The organism is Bacteroides sp. MSK.20.12 (assembly GCF_019052435.1).
Taxonomy (GTDB): Bacteria; Bacteroidota; Bacteroidia; order Bacteroidales; family Bacteroidaceae; genus Bacteroides; species Bacteroides xylanisolvens.
In genome coordinates this window covers 122,442-147,347 of sequence record NZ_JAHQVH010000006.1, presented here as the reverse complement: position 1 = coordinate 147,347, position 24,906 = coordinate 122,442, and the positions used below count along the sequence as shown (strand labels likewise).

The 24,906-nt window shown below is 41.0% G+C and carries 18 protein-coding genes and 1 pseudogene; 5 read left to right on the top strand and 14 right to left on the bottom strand.

Annotation, left to right across the window (positions count from 1 at the left end):
• Positions 1-163: 163 nt before the first annotated feature.
• The 7 genes from KTR06_RS05390 to KTR06_RS05360 all read right to left on the bottom strand — a co-directional run bounded on the left by KTR06_RS05390 (position 164) and on the right by KTR06_RS05360 (position 8,770).
• Positions 164-1,450 (bottom strand): hypothetical protein, encoded by a 1,287-nt coding sequence (locus tag KTR06_RS05390; protein WP_004298497.1) that lies wholly within the window; start codon positions 1,448-1,450, stop codon positions 164-166.
• Between the two features lie 12 nt (positions 1,451-1,462).
• On the bottom strand, positions 1,463-3,034 hold the full coding sequence (locus KTR06_RS05385; protein WP_217290030.1) for a hypothetical protein: 1,572 nt from the start codon (positions 3,032-3,034) through the stop codon (positions 1,463-1,465).
• On the bottom strand, positions 3,031-4,038 hold the full coding sequence (locus tag KTR06_RS05380; RefSeq protein WP_055234480.1) for a hypothetical protein: 1,008 nt from the start codon (positions 4,036-4,038) through the stop codon (positions 3,031-3,033). Before KTR06_RS05380 ends, KTR06_RS05385 begins: the two co-directional genes overlap by 4 nt.
• Before the next feature lie 68 nt (positions 4,039-4,106).
• Positions 4,107-4,688 carry an LPP20 family lipoprotein gene (locus tag KTR06_RS05375; RefSeq protein ID WP_055234483.1) on the bottom strand — a complete coding sequence of 194 codons (582 nt, stop codon included), beginning with the start codon at positions 4,686-4,688 and terminating at the stop codon, positions 4,107-4,109.
• Positions 4,689-4,718: 30 nt separating this feature from the next.
• Positions 4,719-6,596, bottom strand: a complete 1,878-nt coding sequence (locus KTR06_RS05370; RefSeq protein ID WP_004312264.1) for an LPP20 family lipoprotein — start codon at positions 6,594-6,596, stop codon at positions 4,719-4,721.
• 11 nt (positions 6,597-6,607) lie between these two features.
• On the bottom strand, positions 6,608-7,870 hold the full coding sequence (locus KTR06_RS05365; RefSeq protein WP_217290029.1) for a DUF6175 family protein: 1,263 nt from the start codon (positions 7,868-7,870) through the stop codon (positions 6,608-6,610).
• 39 nt (positions 7,871-7,909) lie between these two features.
• On the bottom strand, positions 7,910-8,770 hold the full coding sequence (locus KTR06_RS05360) for a hypothetical protein (RefSeq protein WP_055234487.1): 861 nt from the start codon (positions 8,768-8,770) through the stop codon (positions 7,910-7,912).
• Between the two features lie 347 nt (positions 8,771-9,117).
• On the opposite strand from KTR06_RS05360, the gene KTR06_RS05355 reads away from it, so the two are divergent.
• The gene (locus tag KTR06_RS05355) at positions 9,118-9,513 is read left to right on the top strand and encodes a helix-turn-helix domain-containing protein (protein ID WP_004312261.1); all 396 of its coding nucleotides are present in this window, start codon (positions 9,118-9,120) and stop codon (positions 9,511-9,513) included.
• Between the two features lie 169 nt (positions 9,514-9,682).
• Here the strand turns inward: KTR06_RS05355 and KTR06_RS05350 are convergent, their stop codons facing one another.
• Complete coding sequence (locus KTR06_RS05350; RefSeq protein WP_117809049.1) at positions 9,683-11,458, bottom strand: oxaloacetate decarboxylase; 1,776 nt, start codon at positions 11,456-11,458, stop codon at positions 9,683-9,685.
• Positions 11,459-11,765: 307 nt separating this feature from the next.
• Between KTR06_RS05350 and KTR06_RS05345 the strand changes: the two genes are divergently transcribed.
• Positions 11,766-12,893 (top strand): ATP-binding protein, encoded by a 1,128-nt coding sequence (locus KTR06_RS05345; RefSeq protein ID WP_117684005.1) that lies wholly within the window; start codon positions 11,766-11,768, stop codon positions 12,891-12,893.
• A gap of 145 nt (positions 12,894-13,038) precedes the next feature.
• Positions 13,039-14,182: pseudogene (locus KTR06_RS05340) on the top strand (AAA family ATPase).
• A gap of 223 nt (positions 14,183-14,405) precedes the next feature.
• Here KTR06_RS05340 and KTR06_RS05335 read toward each other — a convergent pair.
• The 4 genes from KTR06_RS05335 to KTR06_RS05320 form a co-directional block, all read right to left on the bottom strand.
• The gene (locus KTR06_RS05335; protein WP_207895140.1) at positions 14,406-16,889 is read right to left on the bottom strand and encodes a DEAD/DEAH box helicase; all 2,484 of its coding nucleotides are present in this window, start codon (positions 16,887-16,889) and stop codon (positions 14,406-14,408) included.
• A gap of 87 nt (positions 16,890-16,976) precedes the next feature.
• Entirely contained in the window at positions 16,977-18,098 is a 1,122-nt protein-coding gene (dprA, locus tag KTR06_RS05330; RefSeq protein WP_004317027.1) for a DNA-processing protein DprA, read from the bottom strand.
• Entirely contained in the window at positions 18,095-18,496 is a 402-nt protein-coding gene (locus tag KTR06_RS05325) for a thioesterase family protein (RefSeq protein ID WP_007757582.1), read from the bottom strand. Before KTR06_RS05325 ends, dprA begins: the two co-directional genes overlap by 4 nt.
• A 33-nt stretch (positions 18,497-18,529) precedes the next feature.
• Positions 18,530-19,813: a peptidase U32 family protein gene (locus KTR06_RS05320; protein ID WP_032811929.1), complete on the bottom strand. Its 1,284-nt coding sequence runs from the start codon at positions 19,811-19,813 to the stop codon at positions 18,530-18,532.
• Between the two features lie 23 nt (positions 19,814-19,836).
• On the opposite strand from KTR06_RS05320, the gene KTR06_RS05315 reads away from it, so the two are divergent.
• Both KTR06_RS05315 and dusB read left to right on the top strand, forming a co-directional pair.
• Entirely contained in the window at positions 19,837-21,828 is a 1,992-nt protein-coding gene (locus KTR06_RS05315) for an RNA-binding domain-containing protein (protein ID WP_049701383.1), read from the top strand.
• A gap of 8 nt (positions 21,829-21,836) precedes the next feature.
• On the top strand, positions 21,837-22,832 hold the full coding sequence (dusB, locus tag KTR06_RS05310) for a tRNA dihydrouridine synthase DusB (RefSeq protein ID WP_117684003.1): 996 nt from the start codon (positions 21,837-21,839) through the stop codon (positions 22,830-22,832).
• An 89-nt stretch (positions 22,833-22,921) separates the two neighbouring features.
• On the opposite strand, the gene KTR06_RS05305 is transcribed toward dusB, so the two are convergent.
• Both KTR06_RS05305 and KTR06_RS05300 read right to left on the bottom strand, forming a co-directional pair.
• Positions 22,922-23,887 (bottom strand): phosphatase PAP2 family protein, encoded by a 966-nt coding sequence (locus KTR06_RS05305; protein ID WP_004298541.1) that lies wholly within the window; start codon positions 23,885-23,887, stop codon positions 22,922-22,924.
• Entirely contained in the window at positions 23,878-24,885 is a 1,008-nt protein-coding gene (locus KTR06_RS05300) for an NAD(P)-dependent oxidoreductase (protein ID WP_128859556.1), read from the bottom strand. Before KTR06_RS05300 ends, KTR06_RS05305 begins: the two co-directional genes overlap by 10 nt.
• Between the last annotated feature and the right edge of the window lie 21 nt (positions 24,886-24,906).

Sequence of the window (24,906 nt, the reverse complement as noted above, 5' to 3'; positions counted from 1 at the left end):
TTCTTAATCATATTTTGTAGTATCACTAATTAAAAAAAGATGCACAGGTCATCGAATTTTCATCGATCCCCTGTACACCTACTACTCTAAATTCTACTTCAAAACATAAATAGCCTAATTATGCTGCCGAATCCATTATTAACAACCATGTTAGTTTTATCCATCAAAAGTACAGAACATAATTACGTAAATAGTTCAGAAGTGCCCAGAACGCCATCATCATTGCCAATACAAACAAAACGACAAGTCCGATTGCCAAAGCAATCCAATGTTGTGAATGATCATCAGAATATTCTTTATGACCATCATTAAACTTGTATATTGTCCGCACTGTCTGCGCTCCTGCCAATAACCCGAACACTCCGGCAAAAATACCATTATGAATATTTCCACCGCCACGAAGTGCCCGCTTATCAATTAAGAATTGAGGCGTCCTGCTCGCTACCACATACAAACCGGTAGCTATTAAAGTAGAAAACATCATACCGACTCCCATCATCCAATACATCAAGATACCCACAATGACACCTAACCAGATTAATTTCTTGGAACCATCAAAATGACGTTCTTCACCACTATTAATCACATCAGTCAATGAATTTAAGCGTTCTATGACATCAGCATCAGTAGGACACATACCGATAACCTGATCAATCAAAAGAACAGATTTCTTAATTTGCTTCATCTTTGTCGGCTTTCTGAATTCATCATCATCTGTTTTTTCAATCACCGTCCAAGTAGCAAATGCCTCATCCATCAGCTTCCACGCCTCCGTTATCTCTTCATCCGTCATTTTCTCCGGCATTCCGGCTGCAAGGCGTTTATTCAACATTCCTTCTACCGTAAAAACCTCTTTATAACGTGCGCCCTTATACCATACAAAAAACATATGCCCCACAATAAATAAAACAACGGCAATATACAAAATCAGTTGGAGAACAGCCAATATCTTTACTCCCAAAGGAACTCCGTCATCCGCCGCAGCATCAGCTATTGCATCAGCTCCACTACCGCTTTTTACAAGTGTCAATCCATTAAAGGCAGCATCTTTTCCGCCTTTATCAAGTCCGGTAAACGACAACTTATCATCCCTATAAACGACTTTGCATTGACCGGAAATCCCGGCATCAACCTCCGGACGTCCGCCTACAAAAGAAAGAGTCAGTTCATTCCCGTTCATACTCTCGACGTAAAACTCATAAGTTGCCATCAAAGATTCCCTTCCACCGGGTTCCAGCATATTCACTTCCATAAATCCATTGCATCTGGCATTCTCATTATAAGGATTCAATTGCCAATTACCATCACAATTCAATGTGAACGCAACCTTTAAATCGCCTTCTTTATTTGCTCCTAGCCAGTCACCGCTAAAAACATCTTCCTGCGCAAATGCAGTCATCGAAATAACCATCATTACAATGGCACACAAATACTTTTTAATATTCTTCATAATATAATAAAATTAATATTTCACCTTGGCTGCCACGTTCTTAAATTGCGGCATAGCAAGCCCGATAGAAGCTCCAATATAAGTCGGATCACAAATTATGTACTTCTTTCCGCTTACAGTTATATAATCTCCGTCAATGTTTTCATCAAAACAGACCGCTGTTGCCATGTGATTGGGATATTCCAACAATACAACATCAAGCCCCATAAGAGTACGTACCAAATAAGAGTATAACACAGCACGGTCTTCGCAATCGGAATAAGGATAGTAGAACAGCTCATCCACAAAGAAAGGCTTCTCATAACCAAACTGGTCACCATCTGTCTTATAATCAAAAGCTGTCTGCACGAAATTAATCAGTATATTAGCAGCTTCCGATTGTTTTTTCCCTTGTATGGCAGCTTGCAATGATGGAAGCACCGTCTGTTGTACTTCCTGACTGACAGGAGCTCCCACATAGACAGAAAAGTCACATTGCGGATAATCCTTATAGAAGGAAATAAGTCCCGAATTTACTTTCGAGCAGACTTTGACGGATGGATAAGCTTTCGCTTGCAATGTTTTCTCCACGTAAGTTCCTGAAAAGGATTGAGGAGTAGTGATATTCATATTTACCGGGTTCTTCGCATTGGCGAAATCACGGTTGTAAGTGTAAATAGAATTAGTTTTATCCGGGGTAGTATCAAACCTGTAATAGTTTACTCCATTCAAAGTAATAAAACAGGTAGCATAAATCATGTTACTCGAAGCATAGAATAAAGTAAGGTGGTTATCCATACGCGCCACCTTAACCCTATATCCCGATTGAGAAAGGAGAAACATTTGCATAAGAGCTATTTCATCGGAATGAGTACTTCCACATAGTTCAGTAGCAACTTTCCTCGTCAACAGCAGATAGCCATAGTCATTCAGGGCATTATCCTTTTTAAAAGCCAGACAGTCGTCTATCAAAGGCTGATAGTTGCTACGCGATAACGTCTCCCATCCGGCAGAAATATCTTTCTCTGCAATCCCTTTTAAAGTGAGCCGGTTCTTCAATGAAGCATTGACAACACAATCTTTACTGTAGAACGAAAACTCTACACCGGAAAGTGAGCGTTTGGCCGGAACGGTTTCTTCAGGCTTCACTTCCGGTTTTATTTCAGGGAGCACCGCAAAATCCTTTTCCGGTTCTACAGCCACATCTTTACCTCCCGGTATAACCGGAACCGGTGTTTTCCCTTTTGAAGGAGAAAATGTCGCACTTGGAGTCACTGTCGGAATGGGGAGTCGGGTCACCTCCCCTACTTTAACCTCTTGCGGTTTTGTTGCCGGCTTCTTATGGTCAAAGCTGACCGGTTTTACAGGCTCTGGTCTTTGAGGACGTACCACCGGCTTCTGCAAATCATACTCTTTCCAGGTTTCTTTCAGGAATTCGGCAAATTCCTTATTCTGTTCGCTCACAAAATCATCAAACTCTTTTTGCTGCTGCTTCACAAAATCGTCAAACTCCTTCATGTCTTTATCTATTTGCGCAAAAAGACTAAACGGCAAACACAATGAAAAAACTACCATAGATAGTATTCGTATCCTATTTTTCCTCATTTCCTTATTATATTTTGTTGTTCTGTTATCTGCCAATCCACATACAGCTTATTATTCCGTATATCTTTGATAAAGGGGGAAATGGACAAGACAGCGACAACCTTCTCCCGATACAAACCACAACCGGAATCAGTGCCGCCATTGAAACGATCGTCCACCTGCTTGACATTTACATCAGAAAACGGATATAACAACAGTGCCTTCACCAAAGAAGACATATAGGCATTCCAAAAGGCATTCCTCATATCCATCTTCTCCAATCCGTCCTGACCTCCAAAACCGGCATCTTCATACCAACAGCCTTCCTGTGAAGAACAAATTTCAACTCCGTTCATATATGAAATTATTTGAGGAGATGACTGTGTTCCCTTAAGCTGAAACCATGACTGGTCTGATTGCTCCCTACAACTATCCGATTCCAACAATAAATTGAATTTCACCTCTTCTTCCTCAACCCTTTCTTTCGTAAACAAAAGCATCAACTCACTAATGGAATGATAAGAAAAATCGCAACTATCATTCGATGGAGTAAAAGATACCTCCAGAAATTTCTCTCCAAATATAGAAGTATATTCATGCTCAATCCGGTAGGAAACATGTTGAACGGGATGTTCGATCACTCCCAGTACAAGCATTTTGTTTCTTTGGTCTTCGTATGTATTACTGGCAGTCTCCATGGTGGAAAAAACGTCCGAGAGAAGTCTCAATTGTACCCCTTGCTGCAATGAATACAGATAAGCCGCTCTTTGCAAAGCAAGCATCCTTGCAGCTTCGGATTTCATACAAGGATCAGATATACCAACTACCCGGCCTTTCCGTTGAGAAGCAAACACCCATTCGGGCAAAGTCTCCCGCTGTCCCAGTCTCCAGTCATAAGATTGGTTATAAACTGTATCAACAGGCATTGCCTGTGAAAACACATCAATACCGGGAGACAAAAGCAACTGGATAATAAAAATAACTACCCAATTATATCTTATATCCGACAAATTAAGCTTCATCATTCAATCTTCAAATAGTTGGGTAGTTATTAAAGAGATCATTACTATCCGCAATGTTTTAAACAAGCTGCTTATTGGGCGTTTTTACTCATTTCTTCTTCAAATACCTTTTTGAACTTTTCATATTCAAAGTCAATGCGCAATTTGTCATCATTCTTAATACGATTTGCCATAGCATTCATGATTTCCTCTCCTGCCAGTTCAAGAGAAACATATACTTTGTATTTACCATCAGGAGTCTTCATGGTTTTTTCACAAATTACACGCGTACCGCTCAATTCCTGTTCCACTACCGTACGGGTCAATGATTGATAACGACTTTTGCTTTCATCATTTTCACCTTGCTGATAAGAGGAAACATAACTATCGGTTACCGATTTCACTTTTGCATTGATAGCAGTAGCAATTTCAGCCCGGGCCTCCGTCATCGCTTTTTTCTTTGCAATAGACATATCCGTAGAAAGTCCCATCGAACTAGCTCTAAAATACTCTTTGTTCGTTTGAAATTCCGGTCCCGAACAAGGAACATTAATTTCTACGTCCTGTTGCACTGCCGGTTGCTGCACTGTTTGTGTTACAGGTTTTGAACTACCGCAACTTGTCATAACAGCAATGATTAGCAATGCTGTTCCCAATAAATTAATTCTTTTCATTTCAAGTCTTTTTTAATGTTAATATATGATTCATTTCAAGCCTCTCAACTTCACTATATTATTTTTGAAATCCTTCAATTGCAGCAGTGCCACAGATTGCAACTTACTTACCTCAATAACCATCTCCGTAGGCAGATCAGGCACAATGAGCGCAGTGACTCTGCGGTCATTGAACTTAGACCCCAGTTTGAGACTGACAATCGGAGATTCTTCACCTTTTTCGTTTATAACCGTCAGATTTCCACTATATAAGTCCACTTCGCAATCGTCAGCATTTGTATTCACAATCTTAAGATGTATCCTCGATTTGTCTCCCAAAGTTGCAAGTTTGTCAAATTCAACAAAGACACCATCCAACCATTCAACCCGAATTGCCTTTTGATTCTCTGGTTTGGCGGACTTAACCGGAACCAAAGGAGCAGGAATAACTTCCGGCACCACAACAGGGACAGATATAACCGGATCAGCTTCTTTTTCCGGTACGGAAGAACCGACTACCGGAACAGGAACATCCGGCAACATCTTCTGTCTTTCCGGAATCTTTCCGGTTCTGTCGAATGTTATTTTCTTCAATTCACGTGCAAACTCCCGGTTCAGCCGTTTTATCAATTCACGCGCCGCCATATTCTTGCCTTGAGAAGCGGACTTATTTTCAGGTACTAATGTCCGTTCATCATTAATAGAATAATTCAACATGGTTTGCCCCGTCCGGTTATTTTCTATTTTAATCCCCAACGTAGAAAAGAATTCGATGAAGTTATACAGTTCACCCGGAACGGTATTGCCTTTACGACACTTATTATCCAATGTAACGATAATGTCGGCTTCAGAAGGAGATGCAACTACGTTAAAGAAATGATTGTTCAGCAAACTCTTCACAGTTCGTTCCACCGCCTCTATATCGCTCTGCGCACTTCTAACATAAGCAGAAGTCTGTGTCTGCACCGTGTTGATAGTCAACGTTGCTCCGGGAAGAGAAGAAAGCATTTGTTTGAATAAAGCTGCATAACTTCCCTTCCGGAACAAGCTGAACACATCATCAATTAATGAAATTCCAATTTCCTGCTGTGCCTGTTTAGAAGTAATATTGCGCACATAAAGAGCGGCAACTCCCGATTCGTCGGTGGGAGACATGGAAGACAAATCTCCCGACCCGGAAACAAACTCGGCTTTCAACCGGATATTCCTTAACGGATTTCCATTACGGTAAACACCTATAGCAATAGGCTCCCTTATACCTTGAAACGGCGTGACTGAAACGGTTGCCGGATTCAGAACAATCGTTATTCCATCAAATACTCCAGCCAAAGCCGCATATAGTTCGGTCGCCAGATTAATTGTCTTTCCTTCGTAAGAGCAGAACAACTCCTGATTAAGCACCGGGCGTATAGCCTCCATTCCATTTGAGAATAATTCAATGGCAGTCATTAAATCTCCCTGTTGTAAAGTAATGTGTCCCTTATACCAAAAATCGAATCCGTTACGGATTGCCTTCTGACGACGTGCTTCCACCAAGGCTGCATAATCGCCCTTATTCAATTCATAATAAACCCAATACTCATTGTCACTTCGCCAGGAATCCACCAGACGAAAGTTCTCTATTTCCGCCCGGGCTTCTGTACGAATACTTTCTGCGAAGGTTTGTTTCACATTACCATCGTCCTCCAACGTATTCAACAAAGAATTGGCGGCAATCACCACTTGAATTTCAGATACAAGGTCAGACAAAGCGTTTTGCTTTGCCTTTTGCTGATAATCTCCTTCCGATATTTCAGCCATTCCTATTCCGATGTAACTTAAACCACTAACAGGATGCTGTTTCACCCAGTCAGGACGGTTCGTTTGTTGACCGGAAAGCGGAAAGCAAAACCATGAAATCACAAGAATAAATAAAAGCCAATGTTTCATACGTCCTTGATTTATTGAATAGTCAAATAGATGGTACTTCCATCCACTCTATGTTCACTATCTATTCCGGAATCATTCAGATAATTAACCAGATTATCCGCAAACGTGATGCAATCCATCGGCAAGCCGTCGCTATCCTTTGCCGGAATCTGTATCGAATCAAATATCAGACTATCATCCACAGCACCTTGAATATGGTAGCATCCTCCCTGAGCATTCTTCCTCACCCAGTTGCGTATATGCGCCGAAAGAGTAGTGCTCCCGTTTATCCGGCTGTTCATCGTATTGACAGCGTTATCAGCAAGACTGACCCGAAGAACTATCGTATTTCCCTGTTGGACTCTCCGAGCAAACTCCTTTGAAATATCTTTCAGAAAACCATCCAAAACATCCTGTGCCGCATACGCACATAGTTTGTCCACATCTGTTGTCCTAAAGCGGTTCGTCCAGCTTTTCCGGCTGGCTAAATCAATTCCTGTAGCGGTCTCACGAGCAGTCATAATCAATGATACCCTACTACCTGAGGTTGCCGATATATCTTTCTGCAAATCAACAATCACATATACATCTGCCCCCGAATTCATCAACAACTGTTTATCATTAGAATCAGCATTCTTACTCTCCCATTCAGAAGCACGCAGAGTACCTGCCTGTTTTCCTTCGGCAGCTACCGTCTTCACACCAAGTTTGACGAATCCTTCTTTTACCGTACTTACCGCTACGCGAAGATCAAAATCATTTTTCAGGATACCGGCATACGAACTCCGGTCATTACTTTTATAAGGAACCACCATAATGGTTGGAAGAGCAACCTGTTGCCGGGTTTCTTCCATCGACATCTCCTCCATGGGCTTTGTCATCAATTTGTTCCGTATCAAATCCTTTTTAAGTGCACCCAGTAAAATTTGGGCCGTAACCGTACCCTTATAAAGTCTGGAAGATTGTCGCACCGGTTCTTCGACCGTCTCATAATTTTTCACAAAAAGCATATAGCGTGAATTGAAAAACTGGTTCATATAGTAAGAGTCTTCTTTCCCAACCAGCGGCCGACCGTTTTCTACTCCGTCAATACCATTCAAGAAGAGAGCGTTGAAAATCGACTTCAATGCCATAGAATATACATCTTTCTTCTTTTCTGCTATTCCGGAGGCTGCGATAACAGCCAAATTATTATCTGCTTTCACGCAAGACAGATCATTGGAGTATAGCTCCTGTGCTGTGAGATGAATAGTATATGTCGCCAGCAGGCTCAAAAGTGGTATTCGTAGTTTCATTTTCTTTTTGCTAGGAGAAAAGTTGATAATTGAAATTGATTATAGTGACAAAAAGGTATCTTTCCTCGAAATGATAATCAACTTCCTTTCTTCCTTGGTAGCTCTCATGATTTCTTCCCCACCTTTGCTGACACTGCACAAAGAACGTGCCCCGCTCAACACTTCTTTCACGTTTAAGCGACCGATTTCTTTCAATGACAGTTCACCGGCAATGTCCATCTCTATGTAAACAGTAAACTTCTGTCCTTTCTGTATACCTCTTTTTGTTCCAAGATCAACGTATACAGTTTGTGCTTTATCTTTCTTTGTGCTTTCCACTTGCACAATCGTACCTTGTATCTTAAAATTCTCGTTAACAAAGTCATCCATACTTATTTTGGCATAATCCAACGTTTTAATGATTGCCTCTTCAGGAGTATCTCCTATACTTCCCGTCAACCCTTCATGAGAGAAAGCCTGGGTACCTTTGAGCGTACCATTAGAAGGATCCACAATCTTTAATGTGTAAGAAACACTTCCTTTATAATAGGGCTTTCCTTTACTGTCCGTTTTTTTAATACCCTGCATACTTGTAATGTTCCCCTGAATCAGATATTTAGCTCCCAACGTCGTCATAGCCTCGCTTCTGGCAACAACATCTCCCATAGCGGAAGCTTCCTGACGCCGCCTGGCTTCGGTTTTCAATGCTTCATTAGAATCAACGTCAATCAACACGACACGATTCATTTCTTGAATACCTTCAATAATTTTATTACGCAAAGCTTCTGCTAAAATGTTGTTTATACTGCCAGGACGGGAAAAATAATCAATGTAAACGCTTTCTTTTCCATCTTCATTAGTTTGTGCATAACCTAACATCGAAATTAAGCAGATTGAGAACAATAGTAAAATCTTCTTCATGTTTGTTTTTCTTTTATTATTAATGAAATGTTTGTTTTTTAAGTGTTAAGAGTCACTGCGTGTTTCTCCGGTTGCAAAGTTAAGCACACATCAAGATCAATTGTATACACAATATTTACTACAACTATCCATTAAACGCATAGTATTATCCAAATATCAACGAGAAAGGAAAATATAAAAGGAATATTGCAGTATGTACGATAATATGAAGTATTTTTCTCTCATTCAAAATCTTTCCATCATTGTATTTTCTTCAGTTCCTTTGAATAAGTATAAAATAGCATTTGTTATATCCGCTAAAATTGTTACATTTGTCGAATAAAAATTGCTTCCCAACAACAATATACATGGAAACGGATTTAAAAAAGATAGTAGGACATCGGCTGCAAATGCTTCGTATGGAAAAGAATCTTACTCAAGAACAAATGGGAGAAAAGTTGAACCTGTCAACAAGTGCCTATTGTAAGATTGAGTATGGTGAAACCGACCTCACATTAACAAGGCTGAACAAAATAGCAGAAGTGCTAAATATGTCTGCATTGGAGCTATTTAATAAAATAGATGGAAATGTGTATGTCAATAACACAGGTACAATCGGGACAAATATCGGAGTCGCGAAAGATTGTAGCACTGTCCGCATCGAAGCTGCAGAGGATCTCCGTGAACTAATCAAGGCAAACAGCCGGTTTATCGAGATATTGTGCAAACGCATAGAACTTTTAGAGAATAAAGTACTGGTATAGTAACATACTCATAGAATTATTACATTAAGGTAACAATAATGAGAATGCACAGATCACCGATTAGTTATCGATTTTCTGTGCATCACTACTATTTTAAAAACACTTTTAAGACACCCTACTAAAATTCTTTATTAGGTGTAGCTTATACCCCTAACTCTTATAAAAAGGCTTACGCAAAGATATCACTCCGTAGAATATAACCGATTACATCTCCTTTACGTACATTGGTACCTTGTTGCGCACATATTTCCACCACACGTCCGGTAAATCCGGTCAGAATCTTTTCATATTCTCCCCACGGGGTAGAAAGATAACAAAAGACTTCGTCATGCTGATATTTACGTCCGATGAATGGAGCAATGGATGGTCCCTCTACGGAAACTTCCCAAAGTACCTGTCCGTTATCAGGAGCAATGACCGGGTCCGCCTTGGCACGCTTCAATTTCTTAATTTCCTCTTCCGAATATCCGTTCTTTGCCATTGCCGCATCTTTAGCATGTTGTAACTCTTCCTCAAAACGCTTTTTGGCAACCCCGGACTTATAATCACGATATTGGCGATCGTGCATGGCCAGTTCGAAAAGTTCCTCGTCATCCTCTCCATATTCCCAGCCATTTTCATCCATTTCCTTCCGATATTCATCCAAAGCATCCGGATAATTCAACTGCGGGTCGGTATCGACAAATTCATATCCTTTAGATTCCGCCAACTCTATAATCTCTGGAGCGAGCTTACCCGGAAGACGTCCACTTTTACCCAGAATCATATCCCAAGTGTGGTTATCTATCATTGTCCAGCGATCTTCCCCTTTTACCTGCTGCATAAGATTCATTAATGCAACATTCTTCACATACTGGCTGAAAGGAGTCACCAAAGGAGGATACCCCAGCTTAGGCCATACATATTCCACTTCATCAAAAAGCATCACAAGCAAATCATCCAGACTAAGTTCCGGCTCATTCTTACTCCTTAATATCATATTGATACCGGAATGTACTCCTTTCAAGTCTGCCATCATGGAACCCATCATACCACCCGGCAAACCACATTTCAGTAGAAGTGAAGACATATATTTATTGGTAGGATCCATAAAATAACCCAGAAAATCATCAATGAATTCTTGCGTCATAGCGCGAGCTTTCATATATGCTTTCATATTTATGTCGGGAACCTGGAAGCCTAAATCTTTCAACATAGCCTGCACAGAGATTACGTCCGGATGCACTTTGCCCCAAGACATCGGTTCCATAGCCACATCAATGATGTCCGCACCATTTTCGCAAACCTCAAGAATAGAAGCCATAGACAATCCCGGTCCGCTATGACCATGATATTGAATCAATATATCCGGATGTTTCTCCTTGATAGTCCTGACCAATTCTCCTAACATACCCGGACGACCGATACCCGCCATATCCTTCAAGCAGATTTCAGGTGCACCGGCCTCAATCAGTTGATCGGCAATTCGAGCATAATACTCAACAGTGTGTACGGGAGAATAGGTGATACAAAGAGTTGCCTGCGGAATCATACCTGCTTCCAAAGCATATTTAATAGAAGGAATGATATTTCTTGTTTCGTTCAGTCCACAGAAAATGCGTGTGATGTCCACTCCCTGCGCATGCTTGACTTTATACATCAATTTACGTACGTCTGCCGGAACCGGATACATGCGCAACGCATTCAATCCGCGATCGAGCATATGCGTTTGAATACCCGCTTCTTTAAAAGGTGCGGTAAAAGCACGGACAGCCTTATTAGGATTTTCGCCGTACAACAGATTCACTTGCTCAAAAGCACCGCCATTCGTTTCAACTCTGGCAAAACAGCCCATCTCAATAATCAAAGGAGCGATACGGACAAGCTGATCAACCCGAGGTTGATATTTACCGGAAGATTGCCACATGTCCCGATAAACAAGACTGAATTTAATTTCCTTTTTCATCATAGCCAATAATAAGTGATTTTTTCTTCGGTTAACTTCACATATACAAATATAAAGGTTTAAACTGACATATAGTCAAACAAGCACCTTAAAAAATAGATATAAAGAGATGTTTAATATCATAATGAAAGAAGGCCACCTCTAAATAGATCCATTTACTATAAATAACAAATCAAATTGTTTTATGTTCGCATTTATTCTTTTAAGAATACTAACAAGTCTGTTAGTAACAACATTGTTAGTAACAAACTTGTTAGTATTTCAAAGAATCACTATATTTGCCCAATAAGAATAATAAAGAATAGTTATGGAAAAGCCGTTTGTTTTTGGTGTAGCCACTTCCGGAGATAACTTTACAGATCGCGAAAAAGAGACTCAACGTTTACTCCTAAACTTTGCACATGGTGTAAATACAGTGCTTATTTCTCCTAGAAGATGGGGAAAAACATCACTAGTTAAGAAAGTAGCCCAGCTATCACAAGATAACAAGAGAAAAGTGGTCTACATAGACATTTTTTCCTGTCGCACCGAAAATGAGTTTTATCGTCTCTTTGCCACTTCTATCTTAAAACAAACTTCTTCCAAATGGGAGGAATGGATAGAGAATACTAAACAATTCCTCTCACACATCAATCCCAAAATCTCTATCGGAGCAGATCCGATGAACGATTTCTCTATATCATTCGAGTACAACATGCAAAATAATACGGAGAATGACATCTTACAGTTACCCGAAAAAATTGCAATAGAGAAAGGAATACAGATAGTCATTTGCATTGATGAGTTCCAACAAATTTCGGATTTCGAAGATTCCAAAACGTTTCAGAAAAAGCTACGTAGCGTATGGCAATTACAACAACATGTCTCATATTGTCTTTTCGGAAGTAAAAAGCATTTAATGAACGAACTCTTTGAAAAGAAGAATTTACCATTCTATAAATTTGGAGATGCTATCTATCTCGCAAAAATAGAAACAAAATACTGGATTGAATATATATGCAAACGATTTGAAAATACAGGAAAACACATTTCTCCCGAACTTGCAGAAGAAATCTGCCGCCTTGTAGACAACCATTCGTCTTATGTACAGCAACTTTCCTGGCTACTTTGGATACGTACCATTAATACAGCAACCACAGAACAACTTTCTTATGCATTGGAAGACCTACTCGACCAAAACAATATTCTATTCCAAAGTGAAACAGAAAACCTTTCTGCCTATCAAATGAATTTTCTAAAAGCAATTGTTGATGGAATACACACTAAATTCAGCAGCAAAGAAGTCATTTCAAAATACAATTTAGGAACATCGGCCAATATTGTCCGCTTAAAAAATGCATTACTACAAAAGGAGCTCATAGAGACAAATGGAAAAGAGATAGTTCTTGCAGATCCAGTATTTGAAGTATGGTTTAAAAAAGAAATGCTTTACTGACATATATACAATAAAAGATGCACAGATTGCCGATCATAAATCGATTCTCTGTGCATCACTACTACTCTAAAGACACTTTTAAGACAAAACTAACTAAATTATGGAAGAATATATAATACCGCGCAGAAAACGTATCCCATACGGCATGATGAACTTCGCAGTAATCCGCCGCGACGACTGTTATTATGTGGACAAAATCCGGTTTATCCCCATGATAGAAGAGGCAGACAAGTTTTTCTTCTTTATTCGCCCGTGCCGTTTCGGCAAAAGTCTTACAGTAAATATGTTGCAACATTATTATGATATACTTGCCAAGAATAAGTTCGATGCCCTGTTTGACGACCTTTACATCGGAAAACACCCTACCCCCTGACCGGAACAGGTATTTGGTGCTGTATCTCAACTTCTCCGGAATAGTCGGTGAACTGCACAACTACCGAAAGAGGCTGGATGCGCATTGTGGCACCACCTTTGAGAACTTCTGCAAAATATATGCCGACTATCTGCCACAAGATATGGTGGACGAATTGATAGAAATAATAAAACCCTGGTATGACAACTACTGCTTTACGGAAGAATGTTATGGCGAAACCACCATGTACAACTCAAATATGGTGCTCTACTTCGTCAAGAATTATATTCAACGAGGCAAAGCACCCAGGGATCACCAACCCCGACAACTTTGTGAGCCTGCTCTATTATTTCGGCATGCTTACTATCAGTGGTATGTATGAAGGAAAGACTAAACTTACCATCCCCAATCAGGTAGTCCGCGAACAAATCTACACCTATCTGCTGAGTACTTATGACGAAGCCGATCTCAGTTTCAGCGGTTACGAGAAGAACGAACTGCCAGCACCCTTGCCTACCACGCTAACTGGAAAGCCTATTTCGGTTATATTGCCGACTGCCTGAAACGTTACACTTCCCAACGCGACAAACAGAAAGGTGAACTTTTTGTCCACGGCTTTACGCTTGCCATGACGGCACAGAACCGCTTCTACCGTCCCATTTCCGAACAGGATACACAGGCAGGATATGTCGATATTTTCCTCTGTCCGCTACTGGATATCTATTCTGGCATGAAGCACAGCTACATTGTAGAACTGAAATACGCCAAATATAAAGACCCCGAAAGCCGTGTGGAAGAACTGCGTCTGGAAGGGATTACACAAGCTAACCGCTATGCAGAAACCGAGACGGTGAAGAATGCGGTCGATGCCACACAACTTCATAAGATTGTGGTGGTGTATAAGGGAATGGATATGCCGGTATGTGAAGAAATTTAAAGCAAACTCAGCAATAAAGCTATACAGAATCTCGAACATCACTGGGAATGGAAGCATATTGTGCCCGTTAACAGTGAAAATCCGTAAAAGAATTCAAAAGAGAAACAAATACAACAAAATTATTTGGAAAGGGCAAGAAGAAGGCTTATATTTGTCATGTGATTTTTTTCATAGTATTAGATTTAAGGTTAACAAAGGTTGGAGCAAGGCGTTGCTCCTTTTTTTATGTCTTATTCCCTGCCGCCAACAGTTTCCCGAACAAATTCAGAATCCCCACTACACTCTCTTTATCAGATACAGGTATCCGAATACTAGTCCGACCTGTCTCCTTATCTTCCTCTACAATAGAATCAACCAATCTCTGAGTAGCTTCTGGCGAACTAAGCGTACGTGCCAGTCCGCTAAGGAAAGAAAATCCCTGCTGAAGCAATTGCTCCGGATTATTATCTGCCGCAGATACAGAAGACTTCTTTTCCGTACTCACCTCTGTTACTCCTTCTTCAGGTGTTTCTTCCTCAAGCAATGCCAATGAATCCGTGTCCGTCGTTTGCAAAACAGCCGTTTCCTCCACAACTTTCTCTTCATTATCATTCAAATCAATACTGCAGCCCGCCATACGATTATGCGCTCCGTCCACTTCTTCAGACGGTTCGGCCACCACCTTGAGACTATCCATCATCTTGTCGAACTTGCTGTTTTCCAAGAAGATGGTATCTTCACCATTATCAAGGATACCCTCAAAAAGAGAAGTTTTGAAGTTGAGGGTAGACAACATCCTCTCTTCAATAGTCTGGCTGGCAACAAGATTGATAACCTGGATATTCTTTTTCTGACCGATACGATAAATACGGGCAATACGCTGTTCGAGAACGGCCGGATTCCAAGGCAAATCGAGATTGATAAGTATAGACGCAACTTGCAGATTCAGCCCTGTACTTCCGGCATCAGTTGACAGAAAGACACGGCTTTCCGGCAGTTCGGTAAAGTTATCCGTCAGATTTTTACGGGCTTCGGAAGGAATCCCCCCATGAAGATACTCATACCGGACATCTAAAACGTCCAGTTCTTTCGCTATCAGACGAGTCATCCTCTCCCATTGGCTGAAAATAACCACCTTCTCATCTCCACTCTCAAAGACATTCCTGAGAATATTCAGCGTTTCCTCCACCTTCGTATCATAACGGGTTTTCTGGTCAAGAATATAAGTGCTGTCGCAAAGCATACGCATCTGGCTAAGCATCAACAATAGCCGCTTCCGGTCTTTCTCACTCAGGAAACGGGTTTTCGTCCATTTGAATACTAGTTGCGACACGATAGACTGATATTCATCATGCATATTCCTCTGTTGCTCAGTCATCGGCACAAACAGAACTTTATCCATCCGCCCGGGCAACTGGAGAGCTACATCTTTTTTCCGGCGGCGAATCAGTACGTTCTTCATCTGCTCGCCAATGGCATTCAGATTCTTGTAAGAAACCACCTTACCCGTATCCGACCGGACAACAGTCTGGTCAAGAAACTGATAATAAGGTCCCAAACAAAACTGGTCGACAAACTGCATGATGGAATAAAGTTCCTCCAACTTATTCTCCAATGGAGTACCGGATAAAATAACCGAATAATCCGACTCAATATGACGGGCTGCTTTGGATATTTGAGTATTCCAGTTCTTCAGACGCTGCACTTCATCCATGATAAGGAAATCAGTATGAAGAGACTTCAAGATTTTAATATCATTGCACACACTGTTGTAAGACACTATCTTATAAAATTCTTCCGCTCCATATAGCACTTTCCTGGTCAGGTGATTTCCTTCTACCACAATAGCCTTGGCATCGGTAAAACGCTCTATTTCCTTTTTCCATTGATATTTCAATGATGTAGGGCATATAATCAGAGCGGAAGATATAAACTGATGCTTCCTCATCAGTTCAGCCGTTCCAATAGCCTGGATAGTTTTGCCCAGTCCCATTTCATCCGCGATGATAGATTTTCCGGCACGAAAAGCAAAACGGATTCCTTCTTTCTGATAAGGGTAAAGTTTTGTTTTCAGCAATGTGTCCAATGCTGTGTCCGAAGCATAGTCCGGTAGCAATTGCGACCGCCTCCGCAAATCACGCTGTTCAAGTATAAATCCCAGTGCGTCGGGATACCAACGGAATGTGTTATTCAGGCGGGTAGCAGCCCTCAAGAATTCAGTTATCGAGTCAATGGCGGCAGGGCGCATCACTCCGTCGGGAGTAAAATAAGGACTTGCCAGTTTGCGGAACTCCTCCTCATTGTCCGTACCGATTCGCAAGCAAACTTTACGCTCTCCCTGATAAGACAGGTATACGGAAGAATACGGTGGCGTGACACGGCAAACTTTACGTCTTTTCTCTCTAATCCATAGTTTGACTCCTTCCAAATGTTTGCAAGTACCCAATTGGCTTGCCTTAAAATCCATACACGAACAATAATTCCAAGGACTCTGATGTCCTCTGTATACCACATTATATTCATTGCCGGATGTAGGATTTATCACCGTATAATAACCGGGATATTCTTTTTTGTCTCTCTCAGATATTACAAACTTCTCTTTCATTGCCGCCTGCCTCCGCAAAGCAATCTGCCAGTCTTGCAAAGTCATATTGTCCGGTCGATAATGATAAGAAACTTTATTCACTGTGCTTTTCGTCTTTTTATCTGCTTTTGTCTTTTTTGCCATGCTCATTGTACCTTCGAAATTTTGCCAAAAATACGAAAAGGTTTCTGTTTCTCCACAATATAAAGTATACAAATTATCAGGAAATTACTATAATAACTGGTACATTCCCCCTACCAACACACGAACTACACCTTTCATTTCAAGCTCGAAAAGAATCGTATTCATTTTCTGCACGGGAATATCCGCTTCAACTACTAATGTATTAATCTGTAAATCGCCTCGTTTCTCAAGAATTTCAATAACCTTTTGCTCCTCTTCAGACAAATCAAGAAAAAGACTACGCTGCACATTTGCCACTTTTGCCGAATGAGCACTAACCTCCCAGCCCATAGCCTTCACAAAATCTTCGGCTGATAATAACAAAGAAGCTCTGTTTTCTCTGATTAACAGGTTGCATCCTTTTGAATATTCATCATTCACGCGACCGGGGAAAGCGAAACAGTCGCGATGATAACCTTCGGCAAGTTCGGCTGTAATCAGTGAACCGCCTTTCTCTGCTGATTCAATGACAATTGTAGCATCACACACACCGGCGACAATACGGTTACGGCTGACAAAGTTATGCCGGTCGGGATTGGTGCCGGACAGAAATTCGGTCAGTAATCCCCCTTTTTCAAGCATGTCAACAGCTGTTTTCCGGTGGACATGAGGATAAATACGATCCAGCCCATGAGCTAAAACACCTACTGTAGGTAATTCATTGGCCAAAGCTTCACGATGCGCATGAATATCGATTCCATAAGCAAGACCGCTGACTACAAGCACTTCAGGACAAAGTGCTTTCAGATCCCGCAGAAAAGAGGCGCAGATTTGTGTCCCATAATCAGTAGCATTACGGGTTCCTACCATATTCAGGATATGAAGGGAATTTAGATCGGCATTTCCTTTAAAGAAAAGAACGACAGGGGCATCTTCACATTCCCGCAAACGGGAAGGATAAGCCTCATCATGAAAAGACAGACAAGAGATCCGATTCTTCCGGATAAATTCATATTCTTGTTCGGCGCGGAGCACAGCTTGCGGACAATCCAATGCCTCTATCACCCGTTGACTTACTTCTGGAATACGTTCCGGTATTTCTTTGCGCAGACGGAAGACATCAACGGCATTACCCATTCCATCTATCAAATGTTTTGCTCCTATGTGCCCGATACCGGGCACCATTGTCAGAGCAATACTATAAATTTGTTCTTCTTCCGAGCTGTTCATTTCAGGTAGGGCGCAAAGACATTATCGAACAATTCGCTGTCACTTAAACGTCCGTTTACCACACATACCGTCTCAACAGTGGATTTCACTACTACTTTATTATCATTCTTACGGAAGATATCCTGATAAAACACATATTTGATACCTTCCTTTTTCATATATAGTTTCGAGACAAACTCATCTCCGCTTTTCAATGGAGTCTTGAATGCCATACTAATACGTGCCACTACCGGATCGACTCCTTGCTCATGAAGTGCAGCAAAACTGACACCCACCGAAGTCAGAAACTCGTGGCGGGTATGTTCCAGATAGTGCTGATAATTGGCATTATTGACAATACCTTGAAGGTCACATTCGTAATCGCGAACCTTCATTTCCAATTCATAGATATAGTTCATTTAAATTGAGAATTAAAAGTTGAGAAATAACAGTTAGCCTCTTTTTTGCTCAATGTCGAGTCCTTTGAACTTCCTCAATTCTTCGGTCGATACCAGTTTATACAGCTTGTCACTGGGACGTATCTTATCCGATTTCATGGAGAAATGCTGTCCCTTCTTCACTGTTTGCACAGATTCCAAGTCAACACGAGCTTCTTCCAAAGTCATAAATAGGGCACCGGTAGTCGGCCCTGTAATGAGAAGCTTATCGCCTACACTTACTTCAGCCGCTTCTACCAGGAATTCGGAAACTCCGATATTAGAGAAGTATTTGATACCTTTACCTACATAAATCTTACGTTCCGTAGCTGCCGAACCATAATTCCTGGTCCATTCGCCCAAACGCTGTCCCAAGTAATATCCATCCCAGAAGCCACGGTTGAATACGGTTTTCAGGCGTTCATCCCAAGCCGCAATCTTTTCATCGGTGAATGTTCCATCCAAATAAGCCTTGATAGCTTCTTTGTAACATTCAACCACCGTACGTACATATTCAGGTCCACGGGCACGGCCTTCAATCTTGAATACACGTACACCGGCATCCAACATTTTATTCATAAAATGGATGGTCTTCAAGTCTTTGGGAGACATGATATATTCGTTATCAATATCCAGTTCCACATCCGTTTCCTTATCACGAACCGTGTAAGAACGACGACATACCTGCATACAAGCACCGCGATTGGCCGAATGATTCATCTCATGTAAAGAGAGATAGCATTTACCCGATACTGCCATACAAAGCGCGCCGTGGCAGAACATTTCGATACGAAGTTGTTCACCGCTCGGACCACAGATATGTTCTTCCTGTATCTGACGATAAATCTCGGCCACCTGTTCCAGATTCAACTCACGGGCCAATACTACCACATCTGCAAATTGCGCGTAGAATTTCAAAGACTCCGCATTGGAGATATTCAACTGGGTGGAAAGATGTACCTCCTGCCCTATCTGACGGGCATAATTCATCACTGCCACATCAGCTGCAATTACCGCAGAAATTCCCGCTTCCTTGGCCGCATCGACAATGGTATGCATCAGAGGGATATCTTTATCATAGATAATCGTATTGACCGTCAGGTAGCTCTTCATCCCGTGCTCGTCACACGTACGGGCTATTTCCCGCAAATCATCAATCGTAAATGTATTAGCCGAACGGGCACGCATATTCAGGTTTTCTATACCGAAATAGATAGAATCGGCACCTGCCTGAATGGCCGCAGCAAGAGATTCGCGCGAACCCACAGGAGCCATTATTTCAAAATCTTTTATATTCATTTTACTGTCCAATAATCATTAATATGATAGAAGTGTGCAAAGGTACGAATTTATCCGTATTTTTGCAGAGAATAAAGCAGAAAGAAGAAATGGAAAATAAGAAACCAATCGTACTCAACAATCTGGAAGAGTGGGATTTCACCGACTATATAGACTCGTTGATACAAAAAGAGGAAGCTGTAGATTTGGAATTCAAGATTGCCAAAGATGGTCTTCCCAACAGTTTATGGGACACTTATTCTTCTTTTGCCAATACAGATGGAGGAGTTATTATACTTGGTGTGAAAGAGTATAAACAGCAATTCATTATTGAAGGACTGACAAAAGAACAAATCAGCCAGTACAAAAAAGACTTTTGGAATCAGATTAATAATCCGGATTGTGTAAATGAGAATCTGCTTTCTGATAACGACCTGTATGAAGGTTGTTATAAAGGAAAAAATCTGCTCCTCATTTATGTTCCTCGTGCAACCCGTATACAACGTCCTATCTACAGAACAAGAAATCCTTTTGGCGGACATACATTTAAACGTAACCATGAAGGCGATTATAAATGTACAGATGCTGAAGTGAAACGCTTGATTGCAGATTCGGACGAAAACCACCCACGTGATTCCAGAATCCTGTGCAATTATTCCATAGAAGATATTGATAAGGAAACCCTGACACAATACAGGCAACTATTTGCCAATCTGAAACCATCTCATCCATGGCTTAGCCTGAATGACCTGGAATTTCTGACAAAATTGGAAGCGTATCGTAAAGACCGGCATACTAAAGAGGAAGGTTTCACTTTAGCCGGAATACTTATGTTCGGCAAAACAGAAAGTATCACAGATCCTGAATGCGCTCCTAATTATTTTCCAGATTATAGGGAACATTTAGGAGCAGACGATTCTATCAGATGGTCAGATCGTATCTGCCCGGACGGAACTTGGGAAGCAAATCTCTTCCAATTTTATCGCAAAGTATACCCTAAACTGACTGTCATACTCCCTAAACCTTTCCAAATAAGAAATGGTATACGAATTGATGAGACTCCCACACATATTGCAATACGTGAAGCATTTATCAACACACTTATTCATTGTGATTTCTCGGAAGAAGGAAACATTGTTGTTGAACAGTGGGTAGATAAATACCGCTTCAAGAATCCCGGAACAATGTTGGTCAGCAAAACACAATATTATTCAGGGGGAGACAGCGTATGCCGTAATAAAGCATTACAAAAAATGTTCATGCTAATCGGTTTCTCGGAGAAAGCTGGTAGCGGTGTAAATAAGATTATAAAAGGTTGGAGAGAAGCTAACTGGCAAAAACCGTATGTTGAAGAATTGAACCGTCCGGACAAGGTGGAACTAACTTTACCTATGATAAGTTTATTACCGGATGATGCTGTAATCAAACTAAAAGAACTATTTGATGGAAAGATTGAAAAACTAACCCAAGATGAGTTAACGGCTTTGGTTACTTGTTATAGTGAAAATGAGATTAATAACACTCAACTACAATACGTTGTTCCTCAACATCGTTCAGATATCACAAAGATGCTAAAAAAACTCTGTAATGAAGGATTTTTGATTGCAGAAGGAAATGGCAGAGGAACGAAATACCATATTAATGAATCTGAGGGAAAGTTTGAAACTTTGGAAGATAAGGTTGAAAGTTCAGAGAATAATATGGAAAGCTCGGAAAGTAATATGGAGAGCTCGGAAAGTAATATGGAGAGTCTGAAGAGTAACATGGAGAGTCTGAAGAGTAACATGGAGAGTTCAAAGCAAAATAAACAAAGAATGACTTTTGAAGAATTGCAAGCACTCATCATTTCGCTATCACAAGACTATATTAGTATTGAAGAAATAGCAACAAAAGTTCATAAAACACTTAAATATCTTATCAATTTTATTATCCCCAGAATGCTTCAAAACGGTACAATAGAGAGACTATACCCCGGAATTCCCAACCATCCGAAACAGAAATATAAAGCAACCAATAAAAACTTTAATAAGCAGTAATATTATATATGAAAATAGCCCATATAGATTTAGGAAAACACCCCATCTTACTTGCCCCGATGGAGGATGTAACCGATCCGGCTTTCCGCCTGATATGCAAGAAATTCGGAGCAGATATGGTGTACACCGAATTTGTATCGAGTGACGCACTGATACGCGCTGTCAGCAAGACTGCGCAGAAACTAAGTATCAGCGATGCAGAACGTCCTGTCGCCATCCAGATATACGGGAAAGATACAGAGACAATGGTGGAAGCTGCCAAGATTGTAGAGCAGGCACAACCTGACATTCTGGATATTAACTTCGGATGTCCCGTGAAAAGAGTAGCTGGAAAAGGTGCTGGAGCAGGTATGCTACAAAATATCCCCAAAATGCTGGAGATCACCCGTGCTGTCGTAGATGCGGTGAAAATACCCGTAACAGTGAAGACTCGTTTGGGATGGGATGCAAACAATAAAGTAATTGTAGAATTAGCGGAACAATTGCAAGATTGTGGCATAGCCGCATTGACTATACATGGCCGTACCCGCGCACAAATGTATACCGGAGAGGCGGATTGGACACTGATAGGCGAAGTGAAGAATAATCCGAGAATGCATATTCCCATTATCGGTAATGGAGACGTGACCAATCCTCAACGCTGTAAGGAGTGTTTTGACCGTTATGGAGTAGATGCTGTGATGATCGGTCGCGCCAGCTTCGGTCGTCCATGGATATTCAAGGAAGTAAAACACTATTTAGAGACAGGTGAAGAATTACCTCCACTTAGTTTTGAATGGTGTATGGAAGTACTTCGTCAGGAAGTGGTAGACAGCGTTAATCTGCTCGATGAGCGTAGAGGTATTTTGCATGTACGCCGTCATCTGGCCGCAAGCCCTCTATTCAAGGGAATCCCTAACTTCCGCAACACACGTATTGCGATGTTACGGGCAGAAACAAAAGAAGAGCTTTTCCGGATATTTGATGAAATCACTTCCCAACGCAAAGAAAATCCGGAAATTTAAATCAGCACCTATTATATCTATTCTTCAGGAACTTGTACTTGTTCCTGAAGAATAACATGATCTAATTAAAACGTCAAGGTCTTTGGTTTCTATTTAAACATCGGCTGCGCAAACCACTTTTTGAACATCCAGGTTACGACTACATACAATAGGAATGCAGAGAAGAAACCAACAATGGCATCAATCACATAATGCGCCTGAATATATACGGTAGCCCCACAGAGCAACATATAGAAAGGTATAAGACAGGCAAACAACTTCTTGCTGCCACGCCAAGCCATAATCATCAGAATAGTAGAAATGCCTACATGCGAACTGGGGAATGCCGCCGTAGGACGTTCACCCACTTGCTGCGAGCCTTCCACCAAACTATAAAAAAATCCGTGCTGATAGCCCGGTCCGGGAAGTAACTCCTGATTATGATTGAAATAATCACCGATAGCAGGAAAAATACCTTTAGATACATTATCAATACCAATGGCAGGAAAATAGAATTGAGGGCCTGCAACAGGAACGAATATATAAATCAGATAGTAAATAAAGAAAGAAGTGACAAGCACAAAAGACATCTTTTCGAACCACTCAAATTTATAAATGAAATAGAATAGAGCCACAATCAGCATCATCGGATAATAAAAGAAATATCCCATATTGAACGCCTCGCTGACTATAAGATGCGGAAACGTATGGCAGAACCAAATAGCAGGCTGACCATTGAAAATAAATTGTTCGGCAGTTGCAAATACATGATCTAAATTCGGAAAAAAACGATTGAACTCGAAAGTGTCCGGATACCAATAAGACAGCAGACTCATCTGAATAACAATACGCACAAACGCCGAAAATTTACAGGGAGCAAGACGATAAAGATACATCAATAAAAAAGTCATTGCCGCGATCATAGCCCTATCCAGCAACATGTGCCATGGATGATCCATCCGCTGAAACAGGAACAGAATCAATATGGAAGTCAACAGATTATAAATCAATGTAATCTTTTCCACAGCAAACAACCCTTTCCGGGTTTCTATGCGCTTAAATAAGTCTAAAGCCATCCTTCATTTTTATACCAGGCAATGGTTTCCCGAACTCCCTTTTCCAAATCATATTCGGGCACATACCCCAGTTCATCCATTACCGGGGTTATATCGCATTGCCAGTTGCGTTGTTTCATTATCTTATATTTATCCGAATTCAGGGTACTGCTCCTCCCGGAACGTGTAGCAATGAATTCAGCGAACAAAGATATAACTTTTAGCACAATTAATGGACATTTCAAGTGAAGAACAAACGGATTACCCAATTCTTTTTGTATCAAATCCGAAAAGGCACGGCTTTTATAAACTTTCCCGTCTGTCAAGAAATACGCCTTACGAACTACTTTTTTCTCTATTCCTAGGAAAATAGCCTGCACAATGTCTTTCACATACACAAAAGTCAAGTCCTGACGACGGAAACCGACCGAGAAATCAACGTGTTTCTGAATAGACTTTGCCATCAGATAGTAATCAGCTTCACGAGGTCCATAGACTCCTGTAGGACGATAAATGACATAAGGGAAACCGGGCATACTCTGAATATACAACTCCGCTTTCAGTTTGCTCAATCCATAAGCAGTATTGGGTACCGCAGGGTCGTCCGCTTTTATCGGAGTATAGTCCTTCTCACGTACAGGTCCGAACACACTCAATGTACTGATATAGATAAACTGTTTCGGAACCATATTCAGCTCCTTCAACGTATCGATAAAATATTTGGTCTGAAGATAATTCACATAGTCAAAAGAGTGCTTGTCGGGGCACTTTGTAACACCGGCGCAATGAATGATATAATCAAATTTGTTGTAAGTGCCTTTATGCCCGGAGAGTTGGGCACGAAGTTCATTAGGGTGCGCAAAATCCAGTTCCAGAAAGTGGATTTTCCGGTTTTTCAAATACCGCTTGCTACTCGTAGAACGAATCCCGGCCCACACACCAAACTTTCGCTTCAACGCTTCCTCCACGATGAAACTGCCGATAAAACCACTCGCGCCTGTAATTAAAATACTCTCCATTATTACTTTTCAGGTCCTACA

Bases quoted from the DNA above. Each gene is read 5' to 3' on its own strand.
- KTR06_RS05390 (WP_004298497.1), bottom strand. From the start codon at position 1,450: ATGAAGAATATTAAAAAGTATTTGTGTGCCATTGTAATGATGGTTATT.
- KTR06_RS05385 (WP_217290030.1), bottom strand. From the start codon at position 3,034: ATGAGGAAAAATAGGATACGAATACTATCTATGGTAGTTTTTTCATTG.
- KTR06_RS05380 (WP_055234480.1), bottom strand. From the start codon at position 4,038: ATGATGAAGCTTAATTTGTCGGATATAAGATATAATTGGGTAGTTATT.
- KTR06_RS05375 (WP_055234483.1), bottom strand. From the start codon at position 4,688: ATGAAAAGAATTAATTTATTGGGAACAGCATTGCTAATCATTGCTGTT.
- KTR06_RS05370 (WP_004312264.1), bottom strand. From the start codon at position 6,596: ATGAAACATTGGCTTTTATTTATTCTTGTGATTTCATGGTTTTGCTTT.
- KTR06_RS05365 (WP_217290029.1), bottom strand. From the start codon at position 7,870: ATGAAACTACGAATACCACTTTTGAGCCTGCTGGCGACATATACTATT.
- KTR06_RS05360 (WP_055234487.1), bottom strand. From the start codon at position 8,770: ATGAAGAAGATTTTACTATTGTTCTCAATCTGCTTAATTTCGATGTTA.
- KTR06_RS05355 (WP_004312261.1), top strand. From the start codon at position 9,118: ATGGAAACGGATTTAAAAAAGATAGTAGGACATCGGCTGCAAATGCTT.
- KTR06_RS05350 (WP_117809049.1), bottom strand. From the start codon at position 11,458: ATGAAAAAGGAAATTAAATTCAGTCTTGTTTATCGGGACATGTGGCAA.
- KTR06_RS05345 (WP_117684005.1), top strand. From the start codon at position 11,766: ATGGAAAAGCCGTTTGTTTTTGGTGTAGCCACTTCCGGAGATAACTTT.
- KTR06_RS05335 (WP_207895140.1), bottom strand. From the start codon at position 16,889: ATGGCAAAAAAGACAAAAGCAGATAAAAAGACGAAAAGCACAGTGAAT.
- dprA (WP_004317027.1), bottom strand. From the start codon at position 18,098: ATGAACAGCTCGGAAGAAGAACAAATTTATAGTATTGCTCTGACAATG.
- KTR06_RS05325 (WP_007757582.1), bottom strand. From the start codon at position 18,496: ATGAACTATATCTATGAATTGGAAATGAAGGTTCGCGATTACGAATGT.
- KTR06_RS05320 (WP_032811929.1), bottom strand. From the start codon at position 19,813: ATGAATATAAAAGATTTTGAAATAATGGCTCCTGTGGGTTCGCGCGAA.
- KTR06_RS05315 (WP_049701383.1), top strand. From the start codon at position 19,837: ATGATAGAAGTGTGCAAAGGTACGAATTTATCCGTATTTTTGCAGAGA.
- dusB (WP_117684003.1), top strand. From the start codon at position 21,837: ATGAAAATAGCCCATATAGATTTAGGAAAACACCCCATCTTACTTGCC.
- KTR06_RS05305 (WP_004298541.1), bottom strand. From the start codon at position 23,887: ATGGCTTTAGACTTATTTAAGCGCATAGAAACCCGGAAAGGGTTGTTT.
- KTR06_RS05300 (WP_128859556.1), bottom strand. From the start codon at position 24,885: ATGGAGAGTATTTTAATTACAGGCGCGAGTGGTTTTATCGGCAGTTTC.